The organism is Mesonia aestuariivivens (genome assembly GCF_019311235.1).
GTDB classification, from domain to species: Bacteria; Bacteroidota; Bacteroidia; order Flavobacteriales; family Flavobacteriaceae; genus Mesonia; species Mesonia aestuariivivens.
The window spans coordinates 115651-132747 of sequence record NZ_JAHWDF010000005.1 but is presented as its reverse complement, the minus strand read 5'-3'; the positions used below and the strand labels follow the sequence as shown (position 1 = coordinate 132747).

The window sequence follows — 17097 nt, the reverse complement described above, 5'->3', positions numbered from 1 at the left end:
TTTTTTATTATTCCTTTCTCTCTTAAAACCTAAACCCAAATCCAAAACTAAAACGCAAACCATCATCACCTGCAAATAAATTAAAGGTTCCGTTAATGGCTTCGGCACTATTTACCCAAATACCGCCGCCAATATCGTTATGCCATTGCTTACTATTTTCACCATCTAACCAAACGCGACCAACATCTCCACCACCAAAAATTCCGAATTCAAAAGGTAAAAATGAAGTTTTAAAATCGCCTAATGTATATCTAATATCTGCTGAAGTAGCAAATGAAGATTCACCTATAAAACGTTCATTTCTATAACCACGTAAGCCGGTGGCGCCTCCTAGATTAGCACCCTGATAAAATTCAAAATCATCTCCTATATTTATTTGAGAATTTACAGCACTACGCAAAACCCATTTTCTGTTTGTGGTTAATGCATTATAAAATTCTAGAGTAGGTTTTATATAGCCATAAAAGTTTTCTGTTTGCTTGGTATTCATTTTTCCGCCAACACTCAGCTGAAACTTCATTCCGTTGGTTGGGTTTAGTACATCGTCGTAACTTTCATAACGGTAAGTTGCATCTAAACCTAAAAAGTATTGTCTATCAAAAATAGCTGCATTATTGCTAAAATCTTGATTTATAAATCTATTATTAGTTTGCTCTACTTCTACAGATTCAAATGAAGCAGTATAACCAAAATAACTTCCGAAAGGACTTTCTCTTACTAAACCTACACTCCCACCAACTTTACTAATTTTAACGCGATTAAAATCGAAATCACGATTATTGTGTCTATTTTCGTTTCTACTTCGGTTACCTAAACCAAAATAATTTTGAGCAAAATTAGGGCTCGTAAACCACCATCCAACGCTTAAACTATATTTACCTACAATTCTGGCAAATCTAGCGTTGTAGTGAAAATCAAAACCATTGGTTGCAAAATAATAGCCTGCTTTTATACGATGTTGGTACGTGTAGGGATCTCTTTTAAATCCGTAATGACTATAAACATCTTGAACGCCTAATTTTAAACCATCATCTGGATTATACCCTATACCTGGTAGAATTACATTTGTTGAATATATTTTTTTATTCTTATCGTAAAAGTTTTGTTCGTAGTTATCTGATAGTCTAATCTTAGCATTTTGAGCGTCATCAAAAGTATTGGGCTTAGATTTATGCTCGTATATTTTTAATCGCTTAGGGTTTTCTATTTTATAAATATCATTGTTTTGCCCACCTATTAATCGAATAAATATATTCTTATTGGTTTTCTCTCCTGTTACTGTATACGTATCATCATCATCTAAACCGTAAATCCAAATTTCTTTAGTTTCGTTTTTTGTATATGTTTTATCTACAAATAAAGATGCTCTTTTTCCATTTTTATTTCTATAAATTTTAAGGTTTGTCTCGCCATTTGGCAAACGAATAACATCTATAAAATCGTCTTTATCTGTAGCTGTGACAATTGCTAATTTAGAAAGGTGTTGATAATAGCGTTCTGCTATATTTACAATATTTTCTCTTCTCTCTTTTAGCAATTTTTTTATTTTTTCTGTAGATTCATCTTTACGCACCTCTTCGGGTAAATCATTAAATGCCTCTTGTATTACCTGATCTGTAATGTGTTCTTGAAGGTACTTTGCTTCTTCTATCCAAGTTTCTTTTCCTTTATTTTGAATAATTGAACGATCAAGGCCAATTGCAGCGGTATTAAACCAAGCGACATCATCTATATCTTTATCATATTTACCAAATTGTTTGGCCATTCCAGCTAGCCCTTTTAAAGTTCCGAAGAAAGCACCATCAAAATTTGAAAATACTTGATCTCGATCTCTTGGTATAGGTTTAAAAATACGTTTTCCATCTTCATTTTCGAACTCAGCCCAGCGCCATTGATCGTTATGCCTATCCCAATCGCCTACCAACATATCAAAAATTCTGGCTTTAATATATGCCGTTTCGTCTACCCGATATTTTTCATCTCTTCTTAACCTATCAAACATACCGGCAGTACTTTGAATATCGTGATTAGGATTTCCAAAAATATCTGTTCCCATCCAATCGTCTTCAGGTCGTTCTACAATCATATATACATCATTTCCGTAGGCTTCATTGTATTTGCCTAAAGCTTTCTGTTGTGGTAGATAAATAATTTTAGGATTGGTATGATAAATTCCGGCAGCTTCACTTAATTTAGGAATTGCCATAAACGCATAAGGATGTGAAGCGGTATAAAAATCTTCTACAGCTTCTTCGGCTAAGGTATTTTCAAACTTCTTCTCTATAGATTGGTCTTTAAAAGCAACGGTTTGTAAAAATTGAACTGCACTCTTTTTTAGCGCTCTAATATTGTAGTCTCTTCCCAAACTATCTTCTACTCTAATAGATCTTGTTTGGTGACCACCACCTTCTCGTATAACTTTTAAACCACCATAGAGTGTATCTAACAAGGCTACTTTTACTTTTATTTTTTTACCATAAAGTTCTCGGTAATGATCTCCCCATAGGCTTTTATAAAGATCTCCTTTATCGGTTGCGTCTTCATGATATATAGAAACCTCTACTTCTTTTGGTAAAATGGTTGGGGATGGAATGGTATCTAAATTTGGAATTTTCTCTTCTGTAAAAACTTGAGTTTGAAACAGTAATTTAGGCTTATTATTTTCTGAACCATAAAAACGTACCCAAGTAGATTTATCTTTAAACACATCGTAAATTGCGAAACCCTGTCCAGGATAGGCAAAAACGCCATCATTACGTAAACTAGCAAAAGAATTTTTAGAACCCGCTCCCGAAATTATTTGATGTAAACCATCGTGTAAAACATATTGCATATTATGTTCATGACCAGAAATAAAAGTAACTCTATTATAATCTTTTGCTATTGTTTCTAAACGATCTCTAAAAGATTTGTACTGTTCATTTTGAGCATCTTGAATAGAAACTCCGCCCGTAGTTCTTATTAGCATCGCCAAAGAACCCAATATTGGCATTGGTATTTTCTTTTGAGAAGGATACAAATGTCTATTGAAATGATAATTCCCACCATGAACCCCATTGGTATACATAGGATGATGCACTGCAATAATCACATTTTTATTTTGACTCTTCTTTAATTCTGTTTCAATCTCGAGAAACAATGCTTCTCTAGTTTTTATCTCAGAACAATTATCATTGATGGTTGGGTTTTTATCCCAATCTTCTAAATACCATTGAGAATCAATAATAATCATTGTTAGATCATCACTCAAATCTCTAATTTCTAATCCACAACCTGGAGTTGGCGCCCAAACATCTTCTTGTTGGGTACGGTCAATAATATAATCTGCTTGCTCTTTGACTCCATCTATACCTTGATCGTACCAATCATGATTACCCGGTATAAATAAAATCTTACCCTCATAATCTTCTAAAGCATCAATTTGTGCATCTATACGGTATTCTGATTGTTTTCGAAGAGGAGCTCCTTCTGCAGGCATCCCAGCAGGATAAATATTATCTCCTAAAAAAACAGTGTATGTATTTTTTGTTTCTGAAGAATCTAAAAACGACTTGAATGCTTGTAAACCAGCAGAAGAACCTCCTGGCTGAGAATAACCCGCATCACCAATTAAAAAAAACCGCTTATCTAATTTTTTATCATTAGGATAAACGATAGCATCTTGTGGATAATCTTTATTAATTTTGGGCTCAAAAGTCGCACAAGCAGATAACATTAATACAGAGGTAATTGTTAGAAGTATGTTATTTTTCTTCATATAATCTAATGAATGATTGATTTTTTACTAATTTGGCGATGGTCATTTAACAGCAACTAACCAGTAGTTATGGAAAACATTATTGAGAAGGCAGACAATTTTGTCATGAAACTTTTTAAAGAGAAACTGCCTAATACCTTTATCTATCACAACTATAATCACACACAACGTGTGGTTAAAAGTACTAAAGAATTAATTGAAAATTCTCAAATTAATGTTAAAGAAGAAGAGGTATTACTGCTCTCTGCCTGGCTTCACGATACTGGTTACACAAAAAAAATAACTGGTCACGAAAAAGAAAGTGTAAAAATTGCAAGAGAATTTCTTACTGATAATCAAGTTGACCAAGAGATTATTAACCAAGTAGAAAAATGTATTCTTGCCACAAAACAAGGAGTAGAACCAGAAAATAATCTTGAAGAAATTATAAAAGATGCAGATGCTTCTCATCTAGCTAAAGATTATTTTGAAGATACAACAGAGTTTTTAAGGCAAGAGCTTAAATTACATAACATTAAATATTTTACTCCCAATGAATGGATAGAAGAAAATATTAAAATGTTTACTGAGTATCATAAATTTTATAGCGATTATGCGGTAGAAAACTGGAAACCCAAAAAAGATGAAAATCTTTTAAGTCTGCTGGAAAGTCAGAAAAAACTCAAAAAGAAATACGAAAAGGAAGAAGCTAAAGCTAAACTTAAAGCTAGGTATAAAAACGATAATCCAGAGCGTAGTATTCAAACTTTGTATCGTACTACTCTTAGAAATCATATTAAACTAAGTGATATTGCAGATACCAAAGCCAACATTTTATTATCTGTAAACGCAATTATTATTTCTTTAGCACTCGCCAATATTATTCCTAAATTAGATGCGGCTTCTAACAGACACTTAATGATCCCTACCTTAATTATGGTTTGCTTTTGCGTGGCTTCGATTGTACTTTCAATTATGTCTACTAAGCCAAATGTAACTTCGGGTCAATTCACTAAAGAGCAGGTAAAAAATCGAGAAGTAAATGTGCTATTTTTTGGTAATTTTCATCAGATGGAATTTGATCAATACCACTGGGCTATTAATGAAATTTTAAAAGATAAAGATTATGTTTATGAAGCCCTTACGAAAGATTTATATTTGCTAGGAATTGTATTGAATAGAAAATATAAAATTTTAAGATGGACTTACACCATCTTTATGACGGGGATTATTATATCTGTAATTAGTTTTGTAATTGCATTTTGGTTAATGTAATTCTTCCATTAAATTTTCATAAGTCAACGTTTTTTCTTTAGAGTCTTTATTTTTATGGTAAAGTACTTCTACTCGAATCGCTTTTAGACCCACAACTCCCTGAACATCTTCTAACTCTAAAAGTTCTACTTCTTCACCGAGGTAGTTCTTTTTTTGTAGATAGTCTATGTATTTTAGATATTCTCTTTCGTCTGCCTTTTGAGAATATATAATTGATATTTTACCTTTTTGAGTAACTCTTTCTTCGGTATTTTTTACGTAAGCTTTATCTATACGCTTTTTGATAATTTCATAACGTGCATTATACGTACCATCAACATCAAATTTTTTCTCATCCATTCGGTAACGAATAGATAAAGTGGAGCTAAATACCAATATGAGAGAAGCCGCATCTAGCTTTAGTGGCATATTTTCTTGAATATGGTAAAATTTATTTTCCATTTCACAAACCACTTGAATCTGCCATAAACGAATGTTATGTAAATATACGCGACTAAATTTTTTATTTTTAGTCATAGACTCACCTATATAAATATTGTGATCTACACCGTCTGTTTTATACCTTTCAAAATAATGCGGAAATATTTTTTGTGCTTCTTCTTGCTTTCTATCTATATACCTAGCTAGTGTTCTATTAATTCGTTGTACGGTATCATCATAATTTCTACGTTGGTCGTAAATAACTCCTGTATCGTTATCTATACAAGAACTGTATTGATTAATCATTCGCTTTAAAACTTTAGATTTAGTTTTAAAATGCTCAATCATTGGGTTTACTTCTTTATGAATAAAATTGATGATTTTCTGTTCACTAGAGGCAGTTAAATTTTCTTTTAAGTTTTTTTTAAATTCTTCTATTCTAAATTTTACTTGCTCATAAATTGGCAGCGCTTCTTCTTCGTAAGCATGCTCTATAATTTTATTGATCATTTTTAAATGTTTCAATAAATCTTCTTGTATAGCTTTGTTTCTTTCATCTGAAGAACCTACAATATCAATTTGCCCATATAGAGGAAAAACATCTTTAAAGGCTATATCTCTAAAGGAAGAAACACCATCTTTCTCTAAATCTCTAATAAACCTTCTCGCTTCTTCTTCAAAAACCCATAATACACTTGGATGGATAGAAGTACATTCACTTTGTATAACTGCCTTTACCCTATTTTCAAAATCTGTATTATTTCTTTCTAAAGCCGTTACAATATAGGGTACTACATCTTCTAGTTTTATAGAATTTATACTGTTTAATTCATTTTTTTTGTAAGAAACCAGCTCTAAAAAAGCTAATAATTCTCCATTTTGAGCTATGGGCGCGAAAATGCAACTTTTTATTCCTTTATCTTTTAAATTTTTACTTAACAAACTATCGGGATGCTTTTTGTGGTAAGCATCTACATTAGAAATAGAAAAATAATTTTGATTATCAATTAGGGTTGAATAAGCCTCTTTACAAAATGCATTTTGACACGCTACCTCTTTTTCTTCATCGAGAATAAAGCTTTCAATCTCACTATTATTCATTTTAAACATACCAGTCTTTTTTCTATCAAACATAGTAAGACCAACGTTTAAATCTGGACTCCCATAAATAGATCTAAAAATTTCTGTAATTCCGTCTAATTTATTTTCTTTTGGTAAATTATTTTTTAATAATTCGGTTTTTAAATCTGATATACCATCATCAATGGTTACATCGGTTAAATTCACGATAATGAATCCCTTAAAAATATAGCTTAATGGAGGGAATTTTTCTCGCCATAACTCTATATTATTGGTGTCTTGTAAGAGTAAGTCTACATCATCTTCAGAAATATCTATGGCAGCTTTTGTTTTTTCAAATTCAATAAAATCTGCATTTACTGCGATTCTATAATGACGCATAATTCCATTTTCATCTGGAATATCATAATAAAAAGGACGTGTAAAATCTATATCGTAGCCGTAATAGTTGTTCAAGATTAATATACAACCGAACACATAATCTGTTTCTTGGGTAAAATTTCTAATTTTTAATTCGTAATCACTACCCGCTTTTCTTATGATCTCTTTTAGTCGTTCAGTTTTATTGAAAAGTAAATTTTGATGCGGTATAGATGCTGCTTTAATTTCATTATTCGTAAGAATATTGGGGAATAAATCGTCCAACAAGATTTTTATAGGTTCTAAATGTGATAAAACTTCTTTTTCACTTTTTAAACCAGTTTCTAATTTAGGATAATCTTCTATATATTTTAAAACACTGTCTAAGTAACTTTTAGCTATAGGGCTTTTTTCAACTTTCGCACGTTCACGATAAGTTGAAATCACTTTTTTAAAACTAACATATATATCAAAGGGAAAGTCCTTCTTTTGATTCTTCATCGCAAATTCACTTTATAAAACAAGATAACTTTTAAACAAAGAACAAAGATAATGAATAATAAAGATTAACAATACTTTAGAAATTTGTTGCTTTAAATGTGGTTACCTATTTTTGTAGCTAAATCAAATCGAAATAATGAAAAAAGTATTATTAATAGTTTTGGCAGCGTTAGCAATATCATGTCAAAATGAAGGAAAAAACGAAAAAGCCACTTTAAAGGCTTCTGTTAGCAATTTAGAAAATGGTACAGAAGTTTATTTAGCTAGATTAGGAGGAGAAGGAAGACCAGTGCCTATAGACACTACAACGGTAAAAGAAGGCGATTTTGAAATAGATTTACCAGCGGTAGACTTTCAAACTTTAAACATTATCACTTTTAAAGATGTAAGAGGTAATGTAGTTTTTATTAATGAAAACCAACCTTTAACAGCAACTATTTATAAAGATAGCTTAAGAAGTTCTAAAATTGAAGGAGGAAAAGAGAACGAATTATTTAATAACTATATCGAGCAGTTAAAAGAATCTGGTAAAGAGATGAATGCTATGGTGAAATCTTTTCAGGAAGAGAATCCAGATATGATGCAAAATCCTGAACTTATTGCGCAAATTAGAGCAAAACAACAAGAATTTCAAGAACAAGATGATAAGAAAAGAGAAGAGATTATGAAAAATAATCCAAACTCTTTAGTTTCTATTCTTATTCTTTCAGATATGCTTAATTCAAAATCTATAGCTACTAACGAAGCAAAAGAGATTTTTAACAATTTAGCTGAAGAAGTACAAAATTCAGAAATTGGAGCTTCTGTAAACAAAACATTAGAGCAAGCTAGTGCTACTTCAGTAGGAAGTAAAGCTCCAGATTTTTCTGCACCAACTCCAGAAGGAGAAACATTAGCATTAAAAGATGCCTTAGGTAAAGTAACAATTATAGATTTTTGGGCTTCTTGGTGTAAACCTTGTAGAATGGAAAATCCAAACGTTGTAAAATTATATAATGAATACCACGAAAAAGGGTTGAATATTTTAGGAGTTTCGTTAGATAAAGATGGACAAAAAGACAAATGGCTTAAAGCTATTAAAGACGATGGTTTAACCTGGCAACACGTTTCTAACTTAAAATATTGGCAAGGACCAATTGCTAAACTATACAATATTAGATCTATACCTGCAACATTTATCTTAGATGAAAATGGTGTGATTGTAGCTAAAGATTTAAGAGGTGAAGAATTAAAAGCTAAAGTTGCAGAAATGTTAGATTAAGCTATATCTTAAAATACACACACATAAAAAATCCCGCTTTAATTAAGAGCGGGATTTTTTTATTAAATACTAATTTCAATTTTTTAATGAATGATTGAAAAATTTACGTGAACTTGAGCTTTAATTTCCATTTCTCCTACAGCCAATGTTTGCTGATTAGAAGATGAAGTATTTGACTGCTTCATTTCCATAGCTCTATAAACCGGAGTAGGTGAATAATTAGATGATGAATTTTCACTAATTAAAGTTGGTACCCCTACTTTAATTACCAAAGCTTCAGCATATTCTTCTGCTTTTTCTTTTGCATTTGCAATAGCTTTTAAACGTGCTTCAGCTTCGTATTTCTCTATTTCTGAAGATTGAAAGTTTACACTATTTATTCCATTTATACCAAGTTCTAATAAGCCTTGTGTTATTTCATCATATTTAGAAATATCTGTTAATAATATAGATACACTTTGATTGGCGGTAAAAACATAAGTTTTATTATCGTACTTATAAGTTTTACTTAACCTAATGTATTCGGTTTGTATGTGTTTTTCTTTAATTTTTTGATTTGCCAAATATTTTAAAACCGCATCTATAACTTGGTCTGTATTTGCCTTTACTTCTTTTGCAGTTTTTGCTTCTTGGTTTACATTTACTTGAATAAGCACCTCATCTGGTATTACCTTTACCGTTCCTTCACCGTTTACAGAAATTCCTGTAGATTGCTCTTGCGCAACAGCAATCATAGTAAATAATAAAGTGCAAGCTAAAATTAGTTTTTTCATAATTAGTTTTTTTTAAAGTTGATAAGTAGAAAACAATAAGAGTACCAAAAATTATAATTTTCCTGTTTTTTGTAAAATAAATAAAACTAGAAGAGGTATAAAAAGCAAAACTACCATGAGTAAATGTTCTGTAAACACCCAAGATTCTAAAATTAATGTAATAAAATAACCTCCCATAGCACCTCCAAAATGAGCATCATGGCCAATGTTACCTATTCTATTTTTCATACCATAAATAGTATAAAGCAAGTAACCAATACCAAACATATAAGCAGGAATAGGAATAATAAAAAATAAACCAAGTGTCATTCCTGGTTCTAATAAAATGGTAGCATACAAAACTCCCATCACAGCACCACTTGCACCTACAGCGGTGTATTGGTTTTCATCTTTATGAAAATATAAAGAAAACAAATTACCTAAAATAAGACTTCCTAAATAAATTGCGAAAAAATTAGCTACGCCCGTATGATTTATCACTACTCCAGCAAAAAAATACAACGTAAGCATATTCACAAATAGATGGGTCATGTCTACATGTAAAAATCCAGAAGTAAACACTCTTAATTGTTCACCTAATTTAATGGCTCCAACATTAAACTTATATTTATTAAAGAAAGAAATATCATTAAATCCTTTTACAGAAACTAAAGCATTTATACCTATAACAATGAATGTAACTAATTCTAAATCTCCCATAACTTAAGTTTGTAAACATTCAAATATACCATATCTTTGTAAAAATTTTTCGTTTTGATGCAAAGATTGGGATTCATTGCGGTTTACCCCTTTTTGTGGTTAATTTCTATTTTACCATTCCGAATATTCTATCTATTTTCTGATATTGTTTACTTTTTTGTTTACTACATTATTAGCTATAGAAAAAAAGTTGTTACCAATAATCTACAATTAGCTTTCCCTGAAAAGTCTAAAAAAGAAATTTATCTTATTAAGAAAAAATTTTATCATCACTTTTGCGATATGTTTTTAGAAATGGTAAAGTCGATGAGCATTTCAGATAAAGAATTAAAGAAACGTTTTTTGGTTAAAAATCCTGAAGAGCTACAACGCCTTCAATCTTTGAATAAAAGTCATATTATACTGTTAGGTCACTATGCTAGCTATGAATGGGTAAATGCTTTACACTTTTATGGATTAACTTATGAAGGATATGGTGTCTACAAAAAAATTAAAAATGATTATTTTGATAATTTAGTCAAAAAGATAAGAAGCAAGCATCACACAACTATGCTTGTTACTAATGAAGTACCTAAACGAATTTTAAGGAATAAAAAAAGTGGTATTTTATCTAGTTATGGAATGATTGCAGACCAAGCACCCAAAAAGGGTAAATCTTCTCATTTTATTACTTTTTTTGATAAAGAAGTTCCTGCATTTATAGGAAGTGAAGTATTAGCGAAACGCTTAGATTTAGCGATTAGCTATTTGCATATTGAAAAAGTAAAACGCGGACATTATACCGCAGAGTTTATTCAACTGGCAGATCACCCTAAACAATTTGAGGATTTTAAAATTACTGAAGAATATTTTAAGCTTTTAGAAGAACAAATACGAGAGGAACCTCAATATTATTTGTGGTCTCACAAACGTTGGAAACATGCTAAAAATTAAGTATTGCTTTATAAATATTTGAATTTCATTAACTTTTTTTTAATAAAAATCTATATTTGACAGCTAACCATCAAATTTTATGAAAAAAGCTGTCTTTTATCTTGTTTATCCTGTTTTATGGTTAGTTTCTAAACTACCATTTTCTATCTTTTATAAAGTTTCAGATTTCTGTTTCTTAATTGTTTACTATATCGTTGGCTATAGAAAGAAGGTGGTTAGAGATAACCTTCAAAAATCATTTCCAGAAAAAAGTTTTTCAGAATTAAAACAGATAGAAAAAAAATTCTATCAGCATATGTGTGATATGTTTTTAGAGATGATTAAAACACTTTCAATTTCCAATAAACAACTCAAAAAACGTTTTATTTATGAAAATATAGAAGAGTTGGTTAATTTTGAAAAACAATGCAATGGCACTATCGTAATGTGTGGTCATTATGCAAGTTATGAATGGGCTACTGCTATAAATTTTTACGACACCCACAATAAAGCTTATGCTGTTTATAAAAAAATAAGAAATCAATATTTTGATAAGCTTATAAAAGATATACGAGCCAATTTAGGCACCACCCTTATTAATAGTAAAGAAGTAATCCCTACTATGGTAAGAAATAAAGTAAATAACCAAAAAGCCAGTTATTATATGATTTCAGACCAATCTCCTAAACGCTCAAAAAGTGCATATTGGGTAGATTTTATGGGAAGAGAAACCGCTGCTTTTAATGGTTCTGAAGCGATGGCAAAAAAATTAGGTTTTGGTATTTTGTACCTTCAAATTAGAAAGGTGAAGCGAGGTTATTATAGTGCTAAATTAATACCATTAACCACCACAGCTAAAGAGTCTAAAGATGCTGAACTTACACAAAAATTCTTTCATCTTTTAGAAGAACAAATTAGAGAGCAGCCAGAATATTATTTATGGACTCACAAGCGCTGGAAACATAAAAAAGAAGCTTGTGTAACCCCACAAGCTTCTTCATAATTTACTTTTTAAATCAAAAATTAAAGACCTGCGATGGTTTTAATTTCTTCCATTATTTTCTCTGCTAAGCTATCGGCTTCTTGTTGTGATTTTGCTTCGGTATAAATTCTGATAATTGGTTCTGTGTTAGATTTTCTTAAATGAACCCAGTTTTCAGAAAAATCTATTTTCACACCATCTACAGTCGAAACTTCTTCCGCAGCATATTTCTTTTCCATTTCAACTAAAATAGCATCTACATCTAATTCTGGAGTTAACTGAATTTTATTCTTACTCATAAAATAAGCAGGATATTCTTCAAGAAGTTGAGAAACCGTAATTTTCTTTTCTGCTAAATGGGTTAAGAATAATGCAGATCCTACTAAGCTATCTCTTCCGTAGTGAAATTCAGGAAAAATAATTCCGCCGTTCCCTTCACCACCAATAACTGCTTTTGTTTCTTTCATTAATGTTACTACATTCACCTCTCCTACTGCACTGGCTTGATAAGTACCACCGTGTTTTTCTGTAATGTCTCGCAAAGCACGAGAAGAAGAAAGGTTGCTTACGGTGTTTCCTTTTTCTTTTCCTAAAATATAATCGGCTACCGCTACTAAAGTGTATTCTTCACCAAACATATTTCCTTTTTCGTCGATAAAAGCTAGACGATCTACGTCGGGATCTACCACAATACCAAAATCTGCTTTTTCTTTGACTACAAGCTCACAAATATCACCTAAATGTTCTTTTAAAGGTTCTGGGTTGTGAGGAAATTCACCATTAGGCTCACAATATAATTTCACCACCTCAACGCCTAATTCTTCTAACAAGCGTGGTATTGCAATACCGCCAGTAGAATTTACTGCATCAACCACTACTTTAAAGTTGGCAGCTTTAATAGCTTCTACATCTACCCATTTAGAATCTAAGATTTCGTCTATATGTAAATCGATATAAGCATCATTCACAGAAATTTCACCTAAATCATCTACCTCGGCAAAAGTAAGGGTGTCACTTTCTGCCATTTCTAAAATTTTAGCACCTTCTTCTCCATTTAAAAATTCTCCTTTCTCATCAAGAAGTTTTAGAGCATTCCATTGTTTTGGATTATGGCTAGCTGTTAATATAATTCCGCCATCTGCATGTTCCATAGGCACAGCCATTTCTACCGTTGGAGTGGTTGAAAGCCCTAAATCTATTACATGAATCCCTAAACCTACTAAGGTATTCATTACCAATTGCTGCATCATTTCTCCAGAAATTCTAGCATCGCGCCCCACCACTACTCGATATTCATCTTTATCTAATTGATCTTTGATCCAAGTACCATAAGCTGCAGCAAATTTAACCGCATCTATAGGAGTAAGATTTTCGCCTACTTGCCCACCAATGGTGCCTCGAATTCCTGAAATTGATTTTATAAGTGTCATAAGCATTTTCTTTTATTAGTGAAACAAAGATACACGTATTCAAATGGGTTACAAAAACCTTGTATGAAGTTATTTTTAACCGTAATTTAGAAGTTATGAATTACCTTGCCCATATCTATCTTTCTGGAGATGATGACAACCTTTTAAAAATTGGAAATTTTGTAGCCGATTCTATTAAAGGGAAAGCTTATAAAAAATATCCAAAAGAAATTCAAAACGGAATTATTTTACATCGAGAAATAGATACATTTACAGATACTCATCCTATTGTTTTTGAGAGTAAACATCGTTTATTTAAAAGATATAGACATTATTCTGCAGTTATTGTAGATATTTTATATGACCATTTTCTAGCAAAAAACTGGGAAAATTATCATGAAAAACGTCTTTCTAGTTATGTAGACGATTTTTATTTGATGCTGAAGTATAATTTTGAATTACTCCCTAAACGAGTTCAAAATTTCTATCCGTATATGGTGAGCGACAATTGGTTATTGAGTTATGCTAAAGTTGATGGTATTGAGAAGATTTTATCGCAAATGAGTATGCGCATTAAAAGAAAAATTCAACTTCAAGACGCTGTTGAAGAATTAAATAAATTTTACTCCGAATTCGAACAAGAATTCACTGCTTTCTTTATTGAATTGAAAGCTTTCACTGAAGATAAAAGAAATGAGCTTAGGGGATAATTAAGTAAGACTTGGTTATAATTCATTATCTATCTAAAAAACCACATCACTAATTTTACCAAAGCTTTAAGAGAGGTTCTTTCTTAATTTGAAGACTTTGAGTAACTTCGCAATCTTGCAGAAAATTATGGCAAATTTCGACGAAAACATAGAAGTACAGGGTGCACGAGTGCACAACCTTAAAAATATAGATGTTATCATTCCCAGAGAAAAATTAGTAGTAATTACTGGTCTTTCAGGTTCGGGAAAATCTTCTTTGGCTTTTGATACCATTTATGCAGAAGGGCAACGACGCTATATTGAAACTTTTTCAGCTTATGCGAGACAGTTTTTAGGTGGCTTAGAACGACCCGATGTAGATAAAATAGATGGGCTTTCTCCCGTAATCGCTATAGAACAGAAAACCACGAGTAAAAGTCCGCGGAGTACTGTAGGGACAATTACCGAGATTTACGATTTTCTCCGTTTACTTTATGCTCGCGCCAGCGATGCGTATAGTTACAAGACTGGAGAAAAAATGGTAAGTTATAGCGATGAGCAGATTAAAAGCCTTATCAAAAAAGAGTTTAACGGCAAACGAATTAATATTCTCTCACCTGTTATTCGCTCTAGAAAAGGTCATTATCGTGAGTTGTTCGAGCAAATTGCCAAACAAGGTTTCTTAAAAGTAAGAACCGATGGCAAAGTGCAAGACATTGAAAAAGGAATGAAACTCGATCGTTACAAAACACACGATATCGAAATTGTGATCGATCGTATGAAGATTGGCGACGATGAGAAACTAGACAAACGCTTATCGCAAAGCATTAATACTGCGATGAATCAAGGTGATAATGTGTTAATGATTCTTGATCAAGATTCTGATGAAATTAGGTATTTCAGTAGAAATTTAATGTGCCCTACAAGCGGAATTTCATACCCAAATCCAGAACCCAATAATTTCTCTTTTAATTCACCTAAAGGCGCTTGCCCTAAGTGTAACGGAATTGGCGCTTTATATGAAGTTAACCTTCAAAAAATAATTCCAGACGATTCAAAATCTATCAAAAACGGAGGTTTAGACCCTCACGGTCCACAGAAGAAAAACTGGGCATTTAAGCAATTAGAATTAATTGCACAGCGTTTCGATTTTAAGCTTTCAGACCCCATAAAAAATATTCCGAAAGAAGCTTTAGAAATGATTCTTCACGGCGGAAAGGAAAAATTCAACATTCAATCTAAAGATTTAGGAGTTACACGTTCTTATAAAATAGATTTTGAAGGTGTAGCTACTTTTATCGAAAGCACTTATAACAATAACGATTCTTCCTCTTTAAAACGTTGGGCGAAAGCGTATATGGATAAGGTAGAATGCCCAAAGTGTAACGGTAGCAGATTACAAAAAGAGTCGCTTTACTTTAAAGTGAATGACCAAAATATTGCTGAATTAGCTGGAAAAGATATTCTAGAACTTAGCGAGTGGTTTGATAACCTTCCGAAGAAACTCAGTAAAAACCAATGGAAAATTGCTGAAGAAATCGTGAAAGAAATTTCTACCAGATTACAGTTTTTGGTCGATGTAGGATTAACTTATTTATCGCTCAATCGCGGTTCTAAATCATTATCTGGTGGTGAAGCGCAGCGTATTCGTTTAGCTACGCAAATTGGTTCTCAATTAGTGGGTGTACTTTATATTTTAGATGAGCCGAGTATTGGTTTGCACCAACGTGATAACGAAAAACTAATCAATTCATTAGTATCTTTACGAGATGTAGGCAATTCAGTTATTGTGGTTGAACATGATAAAGATATGATTGAGCGTGCAGATCATGTGATCGATATTGGTCCGTTTGCAGGAAAACACGGCGGGGAAATTATAAGCCAAGGTACTCCAGACGAAATTAAAAAACACGATACGCTTACGGCTTCTTATTTAAACGGAAATAAAGAAATTAAAGTCCCAAAAGAAAGAAGAAAAGGCAACGGAAAATCGATTGAATTAAAAGGAGCAACAGGAAATAACCTAAAAAATGTTTCGATAAAACTTCCGTTAGGGCAAATGATTTTGGTGACAGGAGTTTCTGGTAGTGGTAAGTCTACTTTAATCAACGAGACCCTCTACCCGATTATGAACGCTCATTATTTTAATGGCGTAAAAGAACCTATGCCTTATAAAAGCATTAAAGGTTTAGATAATTGTGATAAGGTAATCGATATTAACCAATCACCAATCGGGAGAACACCACGTTCTAACCCTGCAACATACACAGGTGTTTTTTCTGAAATTAGAAGTTTATTCACAAAAACTCCCGAAGCTCAAATTAGAGGCTATAAACCAGGAAGATTCAGTTTTAATGTGAAGGGCGGAAGATGTGAAACTTGTAAAGGTGGCGGACTTCGAGTTATTGAAATGAACTTTTTACCCGATGTTTATGTAGAATGTGAAACCTGCCAAGGAAAACGCTTTAATAGAGAAACTTTAGAAATTCGTTACAAAGGCAAATCGATTAGTGATGTGTTGGAAATGACGATAGATGAAGCGACTGAGTTTTTTGAACCCATCCCTAAAATTTATCGTAAGTTAAAAACCATTCAAGATGTTGGTTTAGGTTATATTACCTTAGGCCAACAAAGTACAACCCTTTCTGGTGGTGAAGCGCAACGTATAAAATTGGCAACAGAACTTTCTAAACGAGATACTGGAAACACGTTTTATATTTTAGATGAACCTACCACTGGACTTCATTTTGAAGATATTCGAGTACTCATGGAAGTATTGAATAAATTGACAGATAAAGGAAATACCGTTTTAATTATCGAACATAATTTAGACGTTATTAAATTAGCAGATTATATTATTGATATTGGTTACGAGGGCGGTAAAAACGGAGGAAAAGTAATTACTAAAGGAACACCTGAAGAAGTAGCAAAACACAAAAAAAGTTATACGGCTAAGTTTTTAAGAAAAGAACTAAATTAGCCAACCTTAAAATTATTAAA

Annotated in this window: 11 protein-coding genes; 6 read left to right on the top strand and 5 right to left on the bottom strand. The window is 32.0% G+C overall.

Translation table 11 applies throughout. The features are described from left to right. Nucleotides 1–22 precede the first annotated feature (22 nt). Entirely contained in the window at nt 23–3757 is a 3735-nt protein-coding gene (locus KW502_RS06375) for a metallophosphoesterase (RefSeq protein WP_219039704.1), read from the bottom strand. A gap of 69 nt (nt 3758–3826) precedes the next feature. On the opposite strand from KW502_RS06375, the gene KW502_RS06370 reads away from it, so the two are divergent. Next, nucleotides 3827–5011, top strand: coding sequence for a Pycsar system effector family protein (locus KW502_RS06370; protein ID WP_219039703.1), 1185 nt, complete (start codon nt 3827–3829; stop codon nt 5009–5011). Here KW502_RS06370 and KW502_RS06365 read toward each other — a convergent pair. Further along, on the bottom strand, nt 5003–7372 hold the full coding sequence (locus KW502_RS06365; protein WP_219039702.1) for a GAF domain-containing protein: 2370 nt from the start codon (nt 7370–7372) through the stop codon (nt 5003–5005). The genes KW502_RS06370 and KW502_RS06365 overlap by 9 nt on opposite strands. 136 nt (nt 7373–7508) lie before the next feature. Here KW502_RS06365 and KW502_RS06360 point away from each other — a divergent pair, with 136 nt between their 5' ends. Next, complete coding sequence (locus tag KW502_RS06360; protein ID WP_219039701.1) at nt 7509–8633, top strand: redoxin domain-containing protein; 1125 nt, start codon at nt 7509–7511, stop codon at nt 8631–8633. Nucleotides 8634–8716: 83 nt separating this feature from the next. On the opposite strand, the gene KW502_RS06355 is transcribed toward KW502_RS06360, so the two are convergent. Beyond that, a complete protein-coding gene (locus KW502_RS06355; protein WP_219039700.1) occupies nt 8717–9406 on the bottom strand; it encodes an SIMPL domain-containing protein in 690 nt (229 codons plus the stop codon). 51 nt (nt 9407–9457) lie between these two features. Further along, complete coding sequence (locus KW502_RS06350) at nt 9458–10105, bottom strand: rhomboid family intramembrane serine protease (protein ID WP_219039699.1); 648 nt, start codon at nt 10103–10105, stop codon at nt 9458–9460. A 57-nt stretch (nt 10106–10162) separates the two neighbouring features. Between KW502_RS06350 and KW502_RS06345 the strand changes: the two genes are divergently transcribed. After that, nucleotides 10163–11038: a lysophospholipid acyltransferase family protein gene (locus KW502_RS06345; RefSeq protein WP_219039698.1), complete on the top strand. Its 876-nt coding sequence runs from the start codon at nt 10163–10165 to the stop codon at nt 11036–11038. 79 nt (nt 11039–11117) lie between these two features. After that, a complete protein-coding gene (locus tag KW502_RS06340; RefSeq protein WP_219039697.1) occupies nt 11118–12020 on the top strand; it encodes a lysophospholipid acyltransferase family protein in 903 nt (300 codons plus the stop codon). 20 nt (nt 12021–12040) lie between these two features. On the opposite strand, the gene glmM is transcribed toward KW502_RS06340, so the two are convergent. Continuing rightward, a complete protein-coding gene (glmM, locus tag KW502_RS06335; protein WP_219039696.1) occupies nt 12041–13429 on the bottom strand; it encodes a phosphoglucosamine mutase in 1389 nt (462 codons plus the stop codon). Between the two features lie 95 nt (nt 13430–13524). Here glmM and KW502_RS06330 point away from each other — a divergent pair, with 95 nt between their 5' ends. Together KW502_RS06330 and uvrA are read left to right on the top strand one after the other, a co-directional pair. Continuing rightward, nucleotides 13525–14118 (top strand): acyl carrier protein phosphodiesterase, encoded by a 594-nt coding sequence (locus tag KW502_RS06330; protein WP_219039695.1) that lies wholly within the window; start codon nt 13525–13527, stop codon nt 14116–14118. A 127-nt stretch (nt 14119–14245) separates the two neighbouring features. Continuing rightward, complete coding sequence (gene uvrA, locus KW502_RS06325) at nt 14246–17077, top strand: excinuclease ABC subunit UvrA (RefSeq protein ID WP_219039694.1); 2832 nt, start codon at nt 14246–14248, stop codon at nt 17075–17077. The last annotated feature ends 20 nt before the right edge of the window (nt 17078–17097 follow it).

Excerpts from the sequence above, each read along its gene's own strand:
- KW502_RS06375 (WP_219039704.1), bottom strand. The coding sequence starts at position 3,757 with ATGAAGAAAAATAACATACTTCTAACAATTACCTCTGTATTAATGTTA.
- KW502_RS06370 (WP_219039703.1), top strand. The coding sequence starts at position 3,827 with ATGGAAAACATTATTGAGAAGGCAGACAATTTTGTCATGAAACTTTTT.
- KW502_RS06365 (WP_219039702.1), bottom strand. The coding sequence starts at position 7,372 with ATGAAGAATCAAAAGAAGGACTTTCCCTTTGATATATATGTTAGTTTT.
- KW502_RS06360 (WP_219039701.1), top strand. The coding sequence starts at position 7,509 with ATGAAAAAAGTATTATTAATAGTTTTGGCAGCGTTAGCAATATCATGT.
- KW502_RS06355 (WP_219039700.1), bottom strand. The coding sequence starts at position 9,406 with ATGAAAAAACTAATTTTAGCTTGCACTTTATTATTTACTATGATTGCT.
- KW502_RS06350 (WP_219039699.1), bottom strand. The coding sequence starts at position 10,105 with ATGGGAGATTTAGAATTAGTTACATTCATTGTTATAGGTATAAATGCT.
- KW502_RS06345 (WP_219039698.1), top strand. The coding sequence starts at position 10,163 with ATGCAAAGATTGGGATTCATTGCGGTTTACCCCTTTTTGTGGTTAATT.
- KW502_RS06340 (WP_219039697.1), top strand. The coding sequence starts at position 11,118 with ATGAAAAAAGCTGTCTTTTATCTTGTTTATCCTGTTTTATGGTTAGTT.
- glmM (WP_219039696.1), bottom strand. The coding sequence starts at position 13,429 with ATGACACTTATAAAATCAATTTCAGGAATTCGAGGCACCATTGGTGGG.
- KW502_RS06330 (WP_219039695.1), top strand. The coding sequence starts at position 13,525 with ATGAATTACCTTGCCCATATCTATCTTTCTGGAGATGATGACAACCTT.
- uvrA (WP_219039694.1), top strand. The coding sequence starts at position 14,246 with ATGGCAAATTTCGACGAAAACATAGAAGTACAGGGTGCACGAGTGCAC.